Source organism: Brevibacillus sp. TJ4, from assembly GCF_044627595.2.
Lineage (GTDB): Bacteria > Bacillota > Bacilli > Brevibacillales > Brevibacillaceae > Brevibacillus.
Window position 1 is genome coordinate 2,440,271 of record NZ_CP185865.1, and the last position, 14,340, is coordinate 2,454,610.

General features: G+C 53.1%; 16 protein-coding genes. 1 reads left to right on the top strand and 15 read right to left on the bottom strand.

Annotation, left to right across the window (positions count from 1 at the left end):
• The first annotated feature begins 121 nt into the window (after positions 1 to 121).
• Positions 122 to 979, top strand: a complete 858-nt coding sequence (locus ACAF76_RS11855) for a YitT family protein (protein ID WP_400163759.1) — start codon at positions 122 to 124, stop codon at positions 977 to 979.
• Between the two features lie 62 nt (positions 980 to 1,041).
• Here the strand turns inward: ACAF76_RS11855 and ACAF76_RS11860 are convergent, their stop codons facing one another.
• The 15 genes from ACAF76_RS11860 to hisC all read right to left on the bottom strand — a co-directional run bounded on the left by ACAF76_RS11860 (position 1,042) and on the right by hisC (position 14,314).
• Positions 1,042 to 1,857, bottom strand: coding sequence for a sporulation protein YpjB (locus ACAF76_RS11860; RefSeq protein ID WP_400163760.1), 816 nt, complete (start codon positions 1,855 to 1,857; stop codon positions 1,042 to 1,044).
• A gap of 49 nt (positions 1,858 to 1,906) precedes the next feature.
• A complete protein-coding gene (locus tag ACAF76_RS11865) occupies positions 1,907 to 2,506 on the bottom strand; it encodes a DUF1405 domain-containing protein (RefSeq protein WP_400163761.1) in 600 nt (199 codons plus the stop codon).
• A gap of 73 nt (positions 2,507 to 2,579) precedes the next feature.
• A complete protein-coding gene (locus tag ACAF76_RS11870) occupies positions 2,580 to 3,380 on the bottom strand; it encodes a c-type cytochrome (protein WP_400163762.1) in 801 nt (266 codons plus the stop codon).
• 29 nt (positions 3,381 to 3,409) lie between these two features.
• The gene (gene qcrB, locus ACAF76_RS11875) at positions 3,410 to 4,081 is read right to left on the bottom strand and encodes a menaquinol-cytochrome c reductase cytochrome b subunit (RefSeq protein ID WP_400163763.1); all 672 of its coding nucleotides are present in this window, start codon (positions 4,079 to 4,081) and stop codon (positions 3,410 to 3,412) included.
• Between the two features lies 1 nt (position 4,082).
• Positions 4,083 to 4,601 carry a ubiquinol-cytochrome c reductase iron-sulfur subunit gene (locus ACAF76_RS11880; RefSeq protein WP_400163764.1) on the bottom strand — a complete coding sequence of 173 codons (519 nt, stop codon included), beginning with the start codon at positions 4,599 to 4,601 and terminating at the stop codon, positions 4,083 to 4,085.
• Positions 4,602 to 4,819: 218 nt separating this feature from the next.
• Positions 4,820 to 5,248, bottom strand: a complete 429-nt coding sequence (locus ACAF76_RS11885; RefSeq protein WP_400163765.1) for a DUF2487 family protein — start codon at positions 5,246 to 5,248, stop codon at positions 4,820 to 4,822.
• Positions 5,249 to 5,329: 81 nt separating this feature from the next.
• Positions 5,330 to 5,545 (bottom strand): IDEAL domain-containing protein, encoded by a 216-nt coding sequence (locus ACAF76_RS11890; protein ID WP_400163766.1) that lies wholly within the window; start codon positions 5,543 to 5,545, stop codon positions 5,330 to 5,332.
• A 9-nt stretch (positions 5,546 to 5,554) separates the two neighbouring features.
• The gene (locus ACAF76_RS11895; RefSeq protein WP_400163767.1) at positions 5,555 to 6,676 is read right to left on the bottom strand and encodes a hypothetical protein; all 1,122 of its coding nucleotides are present in this window, start codon (positions 6,674 to 6,676) and stop codon (positions 5,555 to 5,557) included.
• Between the two features lie 111 nt (positions 6,677 to 6,787).
• Complete coding sequence (locus tag ACAF76_RS11900; protein WP_400163768.1) at positions 6,788 to 7,732, bottom strand: tetratricopeptide repeat protein; 945 nt, start codon at positions 7,730 to 7,732, stop codon at positions 6,788 to 6,790.
• 113 nt (positions 7,733 to 7,845) lie between these two features.
• On the bottom strand, positions 7,846 to 8,493 hold the full coding sequence (locus tag ACAF76_RS11905) for a zf-HC2 domain-containing protein (RefSeq protein WP_400163769.1): 648 nt from the start codon (positions 8,491 to 8,493) through the stop codon (positions 7,846 to 7,848).
• Positions 8,493 to 9,083, bottom strand: coding sequence for an RNA polymerase sigma factor (locus ACAF76_RS11910; protein WP_400163770.1), 591 nt, complete (start codon positions 9,081 to 9,083; stop codon positions 8,493 to 8,495). Before ACAF76_RS11910 ends, ACAF76_RS11905 begins: the two co-directional genes overlap by 1 nt.
• 149 nt (positions 9,084 to 9,232) lie before the next feature.
• On the bottom strand, positions 9,233 to 10,354 hold the full coding sequence (locus ACAF76_RS11915) for an amidohydrolase family protein (protein ID WP_400163771.1): 1,122 nt from the start codon (positions 10,352 to 10,354) through the stop codon (positions 9,233 to 9,235).
• Between the two features lie 275 nt (positions 10,355 to 10,629).
• The gene (gene aroA, locus ACAF76_RS11920; protein WP_400163772.1) at positions 10,630 to 11,910 is read right to left on the bottom strand and encodes a 3-phosphoshikimate 1-carboxyvinyltransferase; all 1,281 of its coding nucleotides are present in this window, start codon (positions 11,908 to 11,910) and stop codon (positions 10,630 to 10,632) included.
• A gap of 82 nt (positions 11,911 to 11,992) precedes the next feature.
• A complete protein-coding gene (locus ACAF76_RS11925) occupies positions 11,993 to 13,096 on the bottom strand; it encodes a prephenate dehydrogenase (protein WP_400163773.1) in 1,104 nt (367 codons plus the stop codon).
• A gap of 117 nt (positions 13,097 to 13,213) precedes the next feature.
• Positions 13,214 to 14,314, bottom strand: coding sequence for a histidinol-phosphate transaminase (gene hisC / locus ACAF76_RS11930; RefSeq protein ID WP_400163774.1), 1,101 nt, complete (start codon positions 14,312 to 14,314; stop codon positions 13,214 to 13,216).
• Positions 14,315 to 14,340 lie beyond the last annotated feature (26 nt).

Sequence of the window (14,340 nt, forward strand, 5' to 3'; positions counted from 1 at the left end):
AAAGCGTCGCTTCCAACATATGGACAAGCGAAGAACACTTCCGCTATAATGGCATACGGTAAACCATGAAGCTGACTGTGGTGAAGATGCGGGCCAGCTTTGATGCAAACAGGAGGGTACGATGAAAATTCGCCTAGACAGCATAATCGCCATTATTATCGGCTCGGCAATCATGGGATTCGGAATCAACTCGTTCAACATTCCCAACCATCTGGCAGAAGGTGGCGTGACCGGGATCAGCATCCTGATCAAACTGCTTGTTCCCAGCGTGGATCAAGGGATCGTCTACCTCGCTTTGAATATCCCGCTGTTTATTTTGGGATGGAAAATACTCGGTCGGACTTCCTTTTTCTATACCATTTTAGGGACGCTTTCGCTGTCCTTGTTTCTCTCGATTTTTGACAACGTCCTCCCCTTGCCGATGAACGACCGGCTGCTCGCTTCGCTGTACGCCGGGGTAGCGATTGGCGTAGGGCTGGGACTGATCTTCCGCTACGGCGGTACGACCGGAGGCGTCGACATCATCGCCCGCCTCCTGCAAAAATATTACGGCGTCAGCATGGGCCGCACGCTGTTTCTCGGCGACATACTGGTCATCGGTGCCTCACTCATCTACTTGAACCTGGAAAGTGCGATGTATACACTGGTCGTCGTCTTTATCGCTGCTCGCGTCATCGATTTCCTGCAAGAAGGCGCGTACGCTGCCAAAGCGCTCACCATCGTCTCTGATCGTGCCACAGAAATCGCCCAGGAAGTGCTCAACCTCGGGCGCGGTGTGACCTTGCTCTCTGGAAAAGGGGCATTTTCCGGTGCAGAGAAGCAGGTCATCTACGTGGTCGTCAGCCGCAACGAAGTCATGCGGTTTAAGGCGATCATCCAGAACCTCGACCCTTCTGCTTTCGTCATCGTCAATGACGTCCACGAGGTATTGGGGGAAGGGTTTACACTCGACGAAAACAAAAAGCCGCTGCAGGACTAGCCCGTTCAGAACAGATCCAAACCAAAAACCTTGCCGATCAAAGGCAAGGTTTTTTCTTTTGCTCACGTCGTATGAAATTCAGCCTGGTACTTGCGGTACGCCACATAAGCCAAAGACAGCAGCAATGCGGTGATGATGCTGCTCATAATCAAAATGGGCGAGTCAGGCCGCATCATCAGTCGACTGAAAGCGCTCGTATCTTCCCCGACAAACGCCGTTTCGATCAGCCCGTGCAAATCCCGAAGCGCCTCGCGAATCAACAGCCAATCCCGGTCATTCTTGTGCATCTCTTTGACGATTCGCTCGTAGGCTGCCGAGATCGACGCCATTTTTGCTTCCGATACGTGAATGCTCATCGCCGGCTTGAGCGCCAGGTAGAGCCGGGTATGTTCCTCGAACTGCTCGTGAAACGTCTCGATGTCGCGTTCCACGGCGGATTTCTGCAGACTTTGCACTTGCGTCAAAAACGGCGTGTAGTAGCTTTTCCACATCGGCTGGTGCTGATGGGTCAGCGCGTCAATCGCCACACGGACGCGAGTGGCATGCCATAACAAGTCCTCTTCACTTTCACTTGGGGATTGGATGCTTTGCTTGGCTGCGAGAATCGATTGCGTGACTGCATTGAGTGCCTCGATCCGAATCGGAAGCGGCAGCGATTGGCTGGGAAAGCGCAGGCTCAACTGCTGAATGCTTTCCTGCGCGCCTGTCAGCTCGCCTTTTTTCACATACTCAAGCAGATCGCCAGCGACCCGATCCAGTTCGCGAAGCTGTTTTTCTTCTTCCGGGCGCTCCAGCTTCGTATACAAGGTGTGTATGGGCCAAGACAAGAGCAATCCGATACTCAAAAAGAACAAAAGATAGCGGATGTTTTTCTTCACAGCAAAAAACCTCCTTTCCCTTGTACAGCGTATGGAAAGGAGGACAAGATTAGACCTTGTTTCTGGCAAACATTTGGTTGGTAAACCAGATCACTGAAATCGAAAGCAAGCTGAGCAAAACGGTAAACAGACCTACAATTCCGTCATAAGGATCCAGCACAGCAGGCAGCCATGGATGGATATTCATGACGTAATCGAGGAAGTCATTGTTCAATGTCCATAGGGCGGCAATTCCGACCGACGTAATACTCAGTTTGAAAAATCGCGCGTACAAGACTGACTCGATTGCCATTCCGGCATGCGAAATAATGAGCATCACGTCTGTCCAGCGCACCTCATTGCCCATGATCCAGCCAATGACGATAATGCAAACTGCCCAGACTCCATACTTGAAATTCGTAATCCCTGCCAATGCTTCCAGAACAGGAATGTTGCGCCCTAGCAAATACGTCAGCAGGACAAGTGTAAACAATCCGCTTCCAGTCGGGCTATCAGGCACAAACGGACGTAAATACACCGGTGTTTCTGCGAGCTGACTGCCGTACCAGATAAATCCGTATATCGTCCCCAGCAAGTTGATGACAAACAGCGTCCACAAAAACCAGCGTTTATCCAATGATTGCCGAAACCACTCCCATATCCAGATCATGCTCATCGTCTCCCGCTGTATAGCCGCTAAAGAAAAAGCTGACCGCAATGTCAGCCAGCTTTTCTCTATACGCTTATTTCAGGCTTGCCAAGTATTCTGCAAGCTCCTGGATTTGCGCCTCATCTTTCATCATGCCACCCGGCATTGCACCTTTACCGTTTTTGATGATGTCCGCGATTTGGGTAGCGTCCAATTGGCTGCCGATTGTCTGCAGGTTTGGACCCATACCGCCTTCCATGTTATTGCCGTGGCAGCCCATGCAGCTTGCTTGGGCTTTCCAGACGGCATCTGCGGTAAAGCTGTTGTCGGTATCTGCTGCAGGCGGTGCTTCCGCCGCCGGCGGCGCTCCGTGGTCTCCACCAGCAGATTCTCCGCCATGCTTCAGGTGCTTCGCCTCTTCGTTGGCAGCCCAGGTCAGGTAGAAGATCCCTACCAGTGCTGTCAGCATCAAGCCGGTAGCAACCGGGCGTTTGGACGGGCGGCGTTCGCTTCCCGTATCCAGCCAAGGAGCGAGCAACAGCGCACCGAATGCGATACCAGGGATACCGAGAATACCGATGACGACCCAATCCCCGGAAGCCCATGGGTACTTCAGCAACTGGTACAGGAACAAGAAGTACCAGTCAGGCAGAGGCAGGAACGACGTGTCGTTCGGGTTTGCCTTGTCGGTCAACGGAGACGGATGGGAAACCGTCAAAATCAGAAACGCAACCAGGCAAACTGCTGCAACCATCCACTCTTTCAGCAGGAAGTTGGGCCAGAATGGCTCCGTTTTTCCCGGAAAGTCCGAGTAAGATGGAGAAATGTTAGGGATACGCTTCGCCGATACCCGGGAGTCTCCGACGAAGGTAGCATCTTTATCGTGTTTAGCCATGCTATTTCCTCCTTATGATCGAAGACGAATTAAAGTGGTCCGGAGATACCTTGCGAACGAATCATAACAAAGTGAGCTGCCAGAAGACCAAACAATGCTGCCGGCAGGAAGAACACGTGAATCGCGAAGAAGCGAGTCAATGTTTGCGCACCGACGATCTCGCCACCGGTGAGCAGCGTTTTTGCGTACGGACCGATAAACGGTACGGAGTCCGCGATCTGCAGACCTACCTTGGTCGCGAAGTACGCAGTGTTGTCCCATGGGAGCAGGTAACCGGTGAAACCGAGGCCGAGCATCACGAAGAAAATCAATACCCCAACGACCCAGTTCAATTCACGCGGTTTTTTGTACGCCCCGGTAAAGAATACGCGCAAGGTGTGCAGGAACATCATCACGATGACCAAGCTGGCACCCCAGTGGTGCATCGCACGGACGATGGAACCGAATGCCACTTCGTTTTGCAGGTATTTTACCGACTCGTAGGCATTGATGATGTCAGGAACGTAATACATCGTCAAAAACATTCCGGACAAGATTTGGATGACCGTAATAAAGAACGTAAGACCGCCAAAACAGTAGACAAATGCGGAAAAGTGATGTGCCGGGTTAACGTGCTCAGGCACTTCATGGTCGGCCAAGTCACGCCACATCGGAGTGATGTTCAGGCGCTCATCGACCCAGTCATACATTTTTTGCAACATCTTACCCACTCACCCCCGGACGAGGATTTGCTTTCAGGGCGCCCAAGTAGAGCTTCCCGTCTCGAATTTCTGTCTCGTACTCATCAAGAGAGGCCGTCGGTGGCGAACCCAGGATGTACTCGCCGTTAATCGTGTAGCGGCCCAAGTGGCAAGGACAGAAATACTCGTTTGGATGATCAGGGCTGGTGTTCCAGTCTACCGTACACCCTAAATGCTTACAGATAGGGGACAGAGCCAGAATCTCTCCGTTCTCGTTTTTGGTTATCCATGCAGACAGTGTGGTTTCTGATTCATACCAACCGTCCTTGGTATGTACCTTAAATTCAACACGCTTCGGCTCAGGACCAAAATCATCAGGACTCCCTACTGCCACAGTGCCCGAATCTGAATGTCCCTGCAGCAATGGGTCGACTGCAAAGCGGATCATTGGTGTGATCATCCCTGCAGCGAGAAACCCGCCCGTTCCCATCAGTGCGTAGTTTAGAAACGTACGTCTGGAAATTTCACGTTTGTCGCCCATCTCTTTTCCCTCCTTATCCTCAAAAATCGCGCTAAAATAGCGTTTTCACACACATACACTAGGTCAATCCCAATCATAGCTAACGCCTTTTCAGATGTCAAGATTGTCCAGTGGACATGGCAAAGGTCATTTCCGCTTCGCATCAATATTGTTGCCAATTTGTCATAATTGGCCGTTTGTCCCTCTCGTTTTTTCAGTATTTCCTAAAAACAACTTCCCTATTGACCCTGTTTTCGCTGCCAATGACGAATCACTTCCTTGTACAGGACGTCGACTGTCACCTCGAAACGCAGGGCGGATTCCAAGTCTTCGTCTCCTACCGCCAGCACGAGAGCGTTTTTGTCTTCCTCTGTCAGCTGGGCTTTGTCCCTGTCAAAGCAAAGGAGTACATGGTGGGCAAAATCAGCCGTGATGTGCGCACTCTTCCACTGGTCTCCGAACTCGTAGGCCAACGGAAAAAGCAGCACCCTTCCCTTCAGACGCTGTTCGATCCCGGCAGCGACATTGAGCAGGTAATTCATGCGCAATACATGATGGGAAAGCTCGCTGTCAGGACGAAACAAATAAAGTGGGAGCAGCGCGGTGTCAACAAAAGGCCGCAGCTCCTCCCACTGTTCAAATTCTCTCGTATTCCATTGCATAAGCATGCCCCTCTTCCCGTAGATTTGGCACCTCTAGGGTACCACGAATCCGCCAGGACAGGCAATCTCGTTGCGACTCGTCCTACCCTACGCCTTCTCGTACTCCATGATCGCCTTCAATTCGCTCGTGAGCCGCATAAACGCTTCCCTGTTTTTCGTCGCCAGCGCTTCGTCAATTTCCTTGTACAGCTCGCGTTTTCGATAGAGTCGCATCTGCTCGTCAATCACCATTTCAGACAGCAAGCCGGACACCATTTGGTTGTTTGTCCCGTATGTATTGGAATAGAAATTGAGCCACTCCATACCCATCCCTCACTTCAATGAAATTGTCGACTCCGTAAAGCCGTTGTATTTACGTAGCCATGTCTGGCTTGCATAGGTTGCCTGGTACAGCCAGTTGCCCTGCTCGTCCTGGCCGACGCGCAACAGCCCCAGGTGGACCATCATTTTGCAGACGCGATTGCTTAAAATCTGCTCCGGTTCGTCGTAGTAAAACTTGCGTATCCACGCAAGCAGCGTCTCGGCGAGCGCCTGGTGACTGATCCAGCAGCCGCTGGCAAGCATCGGGATCAACTGCACGAGCATCGGCAGATTGGGGATCGCCCGACTGTACAAGCGCATCCAGAAGCGGATCAGGTCGTGGTACAGCGAATCCTCGTACATCGTCTCTAGCCGTTCCCGCCCCGCCTCGGTCAGTGCCACCCGTCCATCCAGCTCCTCCACCCATCGGTTGTAGTAGCAAAAGTCGTACAACAGGGAAAAGCGATCGGGGTACAGGTCAAAGTGAAGCCCGTAGCCAAAGCGCCATTTTTGCGGTGCCAACGGCTCCTCCTTCACGCTCAGAAACTGGAACAACTGCTGCTGATGTCGCTTGTACATTCCTCCCTCAGCCGTGAGCGGCACTGGCTGTCGCTGCAGGAATTGTAAAAATTGCATGATATCGTCGCAAAGAGCCGTACCCTCATCGCGATACGCCTCGAGGTCGAAATCAGCCCCTTGCGCGTACCGCTGCCGCCACCGCTCCAGCCACGCCTGCAAATACGGCTCGCGAATATCTTGCGGGATCTGATACTGTCCGACTGTTTTGTTTTTCACCGGGTACACCCATCCCCGCTTCATCGCGTCAGCCAGATACCGCCGTCCTTCTTCCTGCTTCTGTTCCTTGAGCGACTCCAGCGCGATTCCCGCCTTGGCCAGCAAATCCTCCAAGGACATCACAGTGCGCCGGTCGAGGAAAAGCAGCAGAAAAAAGTGCAGTTCCTCCGAAGAAAGCTGTTCCACCTCCTGGGCGATGGTCTTCCGATGGCGCAAGCTCGACAGCAGAGAGGTAATCAATTCGTTTTTGGAATGAGGGTTGCATTCGCATCCGTAGTGGTTGGCAATCTGATGGAGCTGCCGGATATCGGTGTAGACCAAAATCTCAGCTAAATTCATCTGTGCATCCCTTCTTTAAAGCGACGTCTTCCTTAACCCCCATTCTTGCCAATATGCGGAAAAATAAACAGGAGGCCGCAGATGCGATCCTCCTGTTTCCCGTGTCGTATTTTACTCTTCACTTGAACTGTCGTTCCATTGATCGTACAGATGCTGGTATTCCTTTGCTTCGTCGTACCTGCCAGCCTGTGTCAACAGTGCGATCAGCCGCTTGATCTGATCGAGGTCAAAGCCGGACAAATCCACGTACGTCTTCAGTGCCTGGATCGCCTTATCCGTCTTTCCGAGAGAGAGGTAGATATCTGCTGACAACGGATAGGAAGCGACATACTCCTCATCCATGATCTGCAGTTGGGTCACCAATTCCTGTGCCTCTTCCAGACGTCCCAAATGGAAAGCCATCATGCTGCAGGCAAACAGCACTTCCGTAGACTGGTCCAGTACGAGCGCCTGACGGAATACTTGGTAGGCTTGTTCAAAATCACCGTTTTGCGCCAGTGAACGCCCTTTAGCCATCAGCAGGTCGAGGCTGACCTCTCCGGCCATCTCCAGATAGCGAAGCGCCTCCTGGTCGTTGCCGATGCGGAAATACAAGTTGCCCAGAGCCGCGAGAATTTCCTTGTTCTCCGGTTCCTTATGACGGGCCTGTTCCAGATACTTGACCGCGACTTCGTCCAAATCCTGCAGCGAATACAAATCGGCGAGCAGCAAGTCCAGACGGATATTTTCCACGCCGGATTCCTTGCATTCGTACAGCAAATGCTGCGCCGTCTCGAAATCGCCGGTATCCAGCGCAATCTCCGCCAAAAGCATCTGGCATTCCCGCCTCATCGCCGGGTCCAGATCGGTGTGCTGCTGCAAAATATCCGCCAAAAGCTGCGAAGCGTCGTCCAGATGGCCCAACTGGTACCACACCTCTGCCAGGTACATCATCACATCCGGCAAGTCGCGTCCGTGCTCCTGTACCTTCTGCAGCGCTGTCAGCCCCAGCTCCACTTCATCGTTTTCGATCCGTTTGATCGCTTCGTCTATTACATACAACCATTGATTTGCCATCTGCTTCACCTCATCGCTTTCTACAAGCCATCCTTGACCTATGTAGGTATAACCCCTGATACAGTCTGAAAAGACCGTCCTGGGACGGTCTTTTTGTAATCATCCTATCCGAATTATACACGAGTCAACCAGCTCATGGTAATCACCGTCACGAGAATCCCGAACACACTGAGCACGATGCTTAAGTTCGGCTTGGACGGCTCGCTGCTGCTTGCCCCGCCATCCAACGGAATGATGGAAGCCGTGGCATGCTCCAATTGTTCCTGCTTGCCATAATGCGGCCCCACCTCTACGACGTATGTACCGTCATCCGACTGGATGGAAGAGGAGATCACCTGTGTTTTGCCTTTGCCTACCGCCATCAGCTCTCCATCGATCAGCAGCGCATTCTCAGGCTCGACCGAGCTGGAACTGAGGTAGAGCGTAAATGTAAACAGCATCAGCAAAATGGCCGCCGCACTGGCGCCAATACGCCGCATTCTCGCTGTTACAGTAAAGATTTTTCTGCCGATCGGAATCGCCCATTGTTCCTCCGAGAGGATCCGCGCCATGACAGCGTCCACGATCGAGCGCGTCGGTGTCACGGAAAGGTATTCATCCCGATCCGCATCTATCCAATCGCCGCAGTCTGTCCACAATTCATAATCCGCACGACAGGCACTGCACGTAGCCAAATGATTGTCTACACGGCGCTGTGATACCTCGTTTAACAGATTTTCGGCGTAGTCAGGCAGAATTTCCTGAACTTCTTCACATCTCATCATCGATTCATCCCTTCAGCTTCATCCAAATGAGGGTCCATGATGTAGGTTTCCAACTGGCCTTTTATGCTCTGCCTCGCACGAAACAGGAGGGATTTCACGGAGCTGACAGTCAAGTTGAGAATCACAGCGATTTCGTTGTAATCCAATTGCTCATACTCACGCAGGATAAGCGCCGAACGCTGCTTTTCCGGCAAGCTGTTGATCGCCTGTCTGACCATGCGCTCCCGTTCGTTTCGCAACAGCACTGCTTCCGGCAAGCTCTTCACAGAAGCCATCGGCATCTGCTGTGCGTCCTCCAGATAGACATCGGAGTTGCGGCTTTTGCGAAGTTCGCTCAGCACCGTATTGCGGGCAATGGTGTACAGCCATGTGGAAAACGTCGCTTCTACATCCCGGAAAGAATGTATGCTTTTATACGCCTTGTAAAACGTCTCTTGACAAATATCCTCTGCGACGTGCTGCAAATTGGACTGACGCAATAAGTGAGTGACAAAGGAGAGGATCTTTCTTTCATATCGACGAATCAGCTCAGCATAACATTCCACATTACCTTCTTTTATCTCGCGGATGAGCTGGGAATCGGTCATGTTCAGGATTACCTCCTTGCGATTCCGATCCCCAGCGACCTTGTTGTTACATTAGACCGCTGGGGAGCTAAAAAGTTGCGCTGTTGCTAACCATACATTTTCGGTGTGGTACTGCAGAATCCTTTATGAAAATATCCCCGCTGCTGGGGCTATATGACAAAGGAATACGGCTTGGTATCACGCAAACAGCGGCCCATGCCAATCGTGGGTGTAAAGCGCAAATCTCGATAAATCCATTTTCCATTCGACATAACAGAAGTTGGAAGAAGCAAGTCACTAAAATTGAGAATAGTGGAAAGATCAATCTTTGTCAACCAATTTTCCTTTTTCAGGAATACGATATCAGCGTCAGATCCAGGCGCCAAGGCTCCCTTTTGCGGATATAATCCGACAGTTTTCGCGGCGTTTTTGGCAGCCAGGCGCACCAACAGGCATAGCAGCTCTTCTTCCGTACACCATTTGCGACGGTAGTCTACACGTACATCCTGGATGCGGGCGGCGATCGGGCAGAGGTCGTACCAGCGGCTGTGCAAGAGCCGCAGTCCTATGTCCGTCTGTCCCTCCCCCAGCCAGAACAGATGGAAAAACGGGTCTCCTTCTCTGTCGTCCACACTCGGAACGAGTCCGGGAAGCACGGTCCGCACTCGCCAATGTCTGGTTGCGTCCAACCAGCGAAGCCGGATCTCTTCGCGCTCAGTCTTGTCAAGCCTGGCGTAATCAGGTAGATGAAGTACCAGATTCGCATTATATGACGTCAAAAGGTTCGCGATTGTTTCCCAATTGACAGTGGAAATTTCATCCTTATGGCAAACCGAGATGTGCAGCGCGCGATAGCCCTGCCTGCACCAAAGATGGACTTCCCTTGGCGTAAAGCGGCTGCACTCCAGACGAATATGCCAGAGATAATCGATCAGGCTGTTATAATGAACCGTCTGTTGGTACAAAAGCTGGGACTTGTCCATCCAGCGCTCCGGGAAGATGACGTCGACGAGAGTCGTGCAGCCGGCGCGGACGAGATCGCGCATCTGCCGTAGGTAGTCTCGCCTGTTTTGCCCCGAATAAAAGCTGGTCCATGACGTGGTGACAAAGCCTGGCAGCACGTACATGCCCCGCGCATCGATTTCCTGCACAGCGCGTGGACCTTCCCGTTTTTCCAGATTGTCCTGGGAGATGCGGCGAATTTTGCCGCCTTCAATCCAAATGTCCGCCTCTTCTGTTCCATGTGAGAAGACAAGCGTTCCTCCGCGAATCACGGTTTTTTCGTACTTCACGTACCCTTCCCTCCCCTTGAATCGAGCCAACTTGTTGTACAAGCATATGGAAGGAAGAGGGAAAAAAGTACAAAAAAAGACCGCCGTTGAAAGCGCATTCAAACGGCGGCAGCACAACCGGTGCTGAACAATATTGGATAGGAGTGGAGAGAAACCATACTGTAGTTTTATAATAAACGGAATGTAAGCGCTTGTCAAATCATTTTTGCTAAAAAAAGGAGAAAAAAAGAGAATTTTTTGATGGAATCCCCACCAAAAAATTCTCTTGGTATGCCCTAGTGGCTGATCTGCTCCAGCAAGGAAGCAAAACCCGGGAAGGAAACGGCAATTGCCTCGTCGTTTTCGATCACAGTCTCACCGCTTGCAGCCAACCCGGCGATTGCCATCGCCATTCCGATCCGGTGGTCGCCCATGCTGTCGATCGTCGCACCGGACAGCGCCGTCTTGCCTTCGATGATCATGCCGTCTTCGGTCGGCGTCACCGTTGCGCCAAACTTGCGCAATTGACCGACGACAGTGGCGATTCGGTCTGTCTCCTTCACCTTCAGCTCCTCGGCATCGCGTATGACCGTACGTCCCGATGCCTGCGTCGCCATGACGGCGATGACCGGAATCTCGTCGATCAGGCGCGGAATCAGATCACCGGCGATTTCGATTCCTTTTAGTTCGGAGTGGGTAACGAGCAGATCGGCTACCGGCTCCTCGTTTACGACCCGCTCGTTCAGCAGCTCCAGCTTTCCGCCCATCTGCTGCACCACATCAATAATCCCTGTCCGCGTCGGGTTGATGCCGACATTCTCGATCAACAGGGAACTGCCCGGTACGACCATTACGGCTGCGATCAGGAATGCCGCAGAGGAAATGTCTCCTGGAACCTGGATAGACCGAGCCTGCAGCTCCTGTCCGCCTTGTACCTTGACCGTGCACCCGTCGCGCTCCACGCGTACGCCGAATGCCTGCAGCATTCGCTCCGTATGGTCGCGGGAAAGATGCGGTTCGGTTACAGTCGTCTCTCCCTTGGCTTGCAGCCCGGCCAACAGGATCGCTGACTTTACCTGTGCGCTGGCGACAGGCGATGTGTAGGCGATCCCTTGCAGTTCGCCGCCGCGAATCGATAGCGGCGTGAACTCCCCTTCTCGGCGCCCGTCAATTTTTGCCCCCATTTGGCGCAACGGAGCGACGACGCGGCGCATCGGACGTTTGGCGATCGACTCGTCTCCTTCCATCACCGCATGGAACGGCTGGGTAGCGAGTATTCCCGACATCAGCCGAATCGTCGTCCCCGAGTTGCCTACATCGAGACGGGAGACAGGCTCCTGCAAGCCGTACCAGCCTTTGCCGCGGACGGTCACGCGATCTTCCTGCTGCTCGATCTCGATTCCCATGCTGCGGAAGCAAGCGATCGTGCTCAAGCAATCAGCGCCGGGAAGAAATCCTTCGATCTCGGTAGTGCCATTGGCCAGGGCGCCAAACATGACCGCCCGATGCGAGATCGATTTGTCGCCCGGTACGCGAACGGTTCCTTCAAATTTATTTGTCTGTTTTACACGAAGCACACGTACACTCCCTTTCTTTTTCACAAACAGTCATGCTGTGAAGCGTCTTCGTTGTAAAGTCCGGTTGCACAATAAGTTAAGTTCAGGCACGCTTGTATACATTGTAGTCGAAATAGCGGAGCAGTTCCTCCCCTTTTTCCATTTCGAACTGGGACTGGAACGTAATCCGCAGCACGCCGTAAATGTCTTCGCGCGTCTCCCTGATCTGCAAGTTGGTAATGTTGATCTGCTTGGCCCCGAGCAATGTCGTAATCCGGCCGATTTCCCCCGGATGGTCCGGGATGTCGATGTACAGGTCGTACAGTGGCGGCAAAGCGCCTGTCTTGCGCTCCGGCAATCCATCGCGAAAATCGCGCGCGGACTTGAAAAACTGTTCGATGCCCTCTGCATCTGCATGCTCCACGAGCGCCATCACGTCCTGCATCGCTGCCGTCCAATCCTTGCCGATTTTCAGCAGGTGTTCGCGATTGTTCAGCAAAATGTCACGCCACATCCGCGGGTTGCTGGAAGCGATTCGGGTGATGTCGCGAAATCCTCCGGCCGCAAGCCGGGCATGCCAGGCGTTTTCGTCGTCGTAACCTGCGACCAGATTGACCAGCGCCGAAGCGAGAATATGCGGAAAATGGCTGACCGCCCCCACGACCTGGTCGTGTGTGTCGGCGTCCATGCGGATCACTTTTGCCCGCGTGTACTGCAACAGCTCGGTCAGTTTTTCTACTTTTTCCTCCGGTGTTCCGGGAGCTGGCGTGAGGACGTAGTACGCATTCTCAAACAAGCGCTCGGAGGCGGCTTCCACTCCGGACTTATGGGAGCCTGCCATCGGATGTCCGCCGATAAAAGTGACGTTGTCCGGTATGACCTGTACGGCGTGCTTGACGATCGCCGATTTTGTGCTGCCTGCATCGGTGACGATCACCTCCGGCCGCAGATCGAAGCTGTGCAGCGAGCCGAGAATTTCGTAAATTTGTTCCACCGGGGCAGCGAGGAAAATCACGTCTGCCTCCCGGACTGCCGTCTGCAAGTCTGTCGTGCCTGCGTGAATCACTCCCAGATTCAGCGCCTTGTCGAGCGATTCCTGCCGCACATCGAAGCCGACAACGCGGATGTTTGGGTCTCTGCGCATCGACAATGCGATCGAACCGCCAATCAATCCGACACCGACGACAGCTATGGTAGTCGTTTTCATCTCCTGTTTCGTTCCTTCCGTCATCTTGTTCTAGCTTGTGTGCAAAAAATGCCGGGAGGTCCCGGCATCTTCATTCACTGTCAGAGCCACGTTAGTTGTACGTGCAACTTCGCTCCTCTACTTCCCGGCAGACGCCAGGATTTCTTCCAGCGCCTGGAGGATGACCTCATTTTGCTCCCTGGTGCCGATCGTGATCCGTTGGAAGCCTGGATGACCAAGCGCATTTCCAGAACGGACGATGATCCCCTTGCTCAGCAGCTTGGTGAACACCTCGTCGGAGTCGAGCTTGAGGTCCACGAGGATAAAGTTCGTCTGGGACGGATAGTAGTGCAGGCCCCACTGGTCGAAGCGGTCGGTAAACTGCTTCATCCCTTCGCGGTTGCGCTCGCGGCAGTAGGTGACGAATTCCTGGTCTTGCAGTGCAACACGAGCTGCAATTTGTCCCAGCGTACCTGTATTGAACGGTTCACGTACATGCTCCAGCTTGGCGATCAGTTCTTCCGAAGCGATCCCATAGCCTACGCGCAGAGCTGCCAGACCGTAAATTTTGGAAAATGTGCGCAAAATGATCAGGTTCGGATACTTTGCCAGCATCGGTACCGTTTGCGGATAGTCCGCATCGACAACGTATTCGTAGTAGGCTTCGTCCATGACCACCAACACCTGCTGCGGAACTTTCTCCAGAAACGCTTCCAGTTGCGCTGCAGTCACGATCGTTCCCGACGGGTTGTTCGGGTTGCACACCCACACCACGCGGGTCTTGTCGTCAATCGCGGCGGCCATCGCATCAAGGTCATGCACGCCGTCCTTCAGCGGTACCTCGATCAGTTCGGCACCTTCAATGATCGCGTTGCTGCGATATTGGGAGAAGGTTGGCTGGGCCATGACGGTGTTCGTCCCCTCTTCCAAAAAGGCGCGGGAAATCATCAACAGGTTCTCGTCGGAACCGTTGCCGAAAATCAACTGTCCGGGCTTCACGCCGAGAAAATCAGCCAGTTCCCAGCGCAATTGCTGGCTCGCCCCGTCAGGATAGAGGGAGAGATTTTGCAATTGGGCAGTAATGGCTTCCTGTACTTTTGGCGAACTGCCGTACGGGTTTTCGTTGGAAGCCAGTTTGATGACATCGGTCAGGCCGTATTCGCGCTTGACATCATCGATTGGCTTTCCTGGCTTGTATACGGGGGCGTTTAAAATACGTTGCTTCGGTTGTGGTTGCATCCACTCTCACTCCTGATCACTTTTAC